Consider the following 2,377-nt stretch of genomic DNA (forward strand, 5'->3'; position numbering starts at 1 on the left):
CCGCCGGTCCCGGCTGGTCGCCACCGCCTGGGCGGCCCGCCGGTCCCGGCTGTCTCCGGATCGCGGGCTCGACGGACGATTCGCCCGCCTCCGCACCGCCAGGACCGGCCGCCCGTGCCGTGTCCTTCGTCTGCCCCCGCTCCGTACCCGTATCCCTGTCCGTATCCGTGGACGGCTTCGGGTCGCCGTCTCCGTCGCCCGCGCCCGTCTCCAGGGTGCTTCCCGTACGGATCGAACTCCGCGCGGTCTGCGCGACGAGAGGCGCGGTCACCGAACCGCCCGCCGACGCCGGATCCGGTGCCGGATCGCCCACGGCGGCATACTCGACCGTCTCCGCGTCGTCCGCGGACGACGCGGTGTCCGGCTCCGGCTGCTTCACCGTCGCGGTCGGTACCCACATCTCGGCGCCGAACACCGAGCGCGCCGAGCGGACAGTCGTTGTCCCGCCGCTGCCGGGTGTGACGGCCGGAGCCGCCGGGAAGGGCCCGTCGTCCGACGGCGCCGGCGGCGCGACGGACACGGATGTGCCGCTCCCGTCCGGCGTCGGAGCGTTGGGAGCGTCCGGAACATCCGGAACGTTCAGGGGGCGCCCGCCGTCCGCCGGAGGCACGGCGGGCGCCGGGTCCTCGTCGGTCGGGTGCGAGGTCGTCGTCGTCATCCTTGCCTCCGTCATGCGAAGAGTCGCTGCCAGGTCCCCGGGCCGGGGTATCCGTCGGCTCGGGCACCGCGCCAGCCCTGGGCGCGCTGGAACGCCTCGACATTGCGCCGGTCCGCCTCGGTCCAGACCCGTCCCGGGCCCGAGGTGTAGTACCTGCCGAAGCCCTTTCTGATGAGCTGCTTGCCGAGCAGCTCGACATATGTACTGCTGCTGCCGGGCCGGAAGTACTGGGCGCCCGGATACGCGGGCACCCGCCCCGACGTACCGCCTCCGCCACCGGCGCCACCGCCGGGACGGCCGTCACCACCAGGACGGCCACCGCTTTTGCCCGCGCCCGCCGCCGGGATGTCCTTGCCGAGGCCCTTCACCAGATACCGCCAGGTTCCCGGGCCCGGCCGCCCGTCCGCCTCGGCGCCGCGCCAGCCCTGCGCGCGCTGGAACGCCTGGGTGGCGCGCCGGTCGGCCTCGCTCCACCGAGGTCCCGGCCCATGGGCGTAGAAACGTCCGCCGCCACGCCGCACCAGCATCCGTCCGAGCTGTCCGACGTACGCGTTGCTGGCGCCGGGCCCGAACGCTCCCGCGCCCGGATACAGCGCCGACTCGCCCGTCCCCTTCCCCGTCCCCGCGCCCGGTCGTCCCTTGGCGTCATCGCTCCCGGCCAGCCCTCGGTAGCGGTACGGGACGTAGCGGCCGGAGTTGCTCCAGTACGCCATCGGCGTGGGCCGGCGACGGGCGTGCGGCTGGGCCTGCTCGTACGCCAGGTAGGAGGAGTGCGTGTAGTCGGTCCAGCCGCCGAAGATCGTGACGTGCGAGCCCTTGACCGGGCTGGCCGGATTGTGGAAGAGGAGCATGTCGCCGGGCTGGAGTTCCTCCCGGTCGATCTCCACGCCGTACCGCGCCAGCGTGCCCGTCCACTCGTTCCCCGCGAGGTTCCAGGCCATCGAGACAAAGCCGGAGCAGTCCTGGCGGTAACCGTCCGACCAGAATTTCTCCAGGCTGTACGGCACTCTCGCGGACGCCCAGCGCTTGGCGCGGTTGATGATGTCGGCCCGGGTGGATCTGCGCAGCGCCGTCGCGAACCGGTGCGATCCGGGGCCCGGCAGCGGTCGCCCGTAGAGCGGGGCGCTGCCGCCCTGCGGAGTCGCGGGACTCGGCCCGGCGGCCACGCCCGTGCCCATATGTACGCCTGCGCCCGTAGGTACGCCCGTGCCCGCCGATGCCGCGAGCGCCGTCGTGTCCCGTGTCATGTCCACCGACCGCCCGGCCGCCCACGCCGTTCCCGTGTCCATTCCCGCGACCGTCCCCGTCGTACCGAGAGCGACGCCCGTCGCCGTGGCCAGAAGCAGTGCCCGCCGGGCGCCGTGTACGGCCGGATGGCCGCCCGCCCGCACCGGCAGGCCCCCGGCCAGAGCACGCCGTCGCTCCGCGCATCCGGCGCAGGCGCAGTCGCGAGCCGGCTCGTACTCCTCGAAGACCGGGACGGTCATGCGTTCCCCTCCACACTCATCAAGATCTTTCCGACGCGATCGGCGGGCCAGTGTCCCATCTGTCTGGACAAATCGCATTTTGACGGATCAGGGGGAAGAAAAGACAATCCGACAGGCCGCAACAGCCATCAAATGGTCGGGGTACCTCTCCCGGTCCGGTAGAGTTCTCCAGGTCAGCAGGCGCCGCTAGCTCAGTTGGTTAGAGCAGCTGACTCTTAATCAGCGGGTCCGG

The 2,377-nt window shown here is 72.5% G+C and carries 1 protein-coding gene and 1 pseudogene; both read right to left on the minus strand.

The features are described 5' to 3' along the window. A pseudogene (locus tag GA0115259_RS38045) lies at positions 1-658 on the minus strand (hypothetical protein); the annotation flags it as partial. Positions 659-669: 11 nt separating this feature from the next. After that, positions 670-2,145, minus strand: coding sequence for a peptidoglycan-binding protein (locus tag GA0115259_RS38050; protein ID WP_093605182.1), 1,476 nt, complete (start codon positions 2,143-2,145; stop codon positions 670-672). Positions 2,146-2,377: the final 232 nt, after the last annotated feature.

The organism is Streptomyces sp. MnatMP-M17 (genome assembly GCF_900091995.1).
GTDB lineage: Bacteria > Actinomycetota > Actinomycetes > Streptomycetales > Streptomycetaceae > Streptomyces.

Excerpts from the sequence above, each read along its gene's own strand:
- GA0115259_RS38050 (WP_093605182.1), bottom strand. The coding sequence starts at position 2,145 with ATGACCGTCCCGGTCTTCGAGGAGTACGAGCCGGCTCGCGACTGCGCC.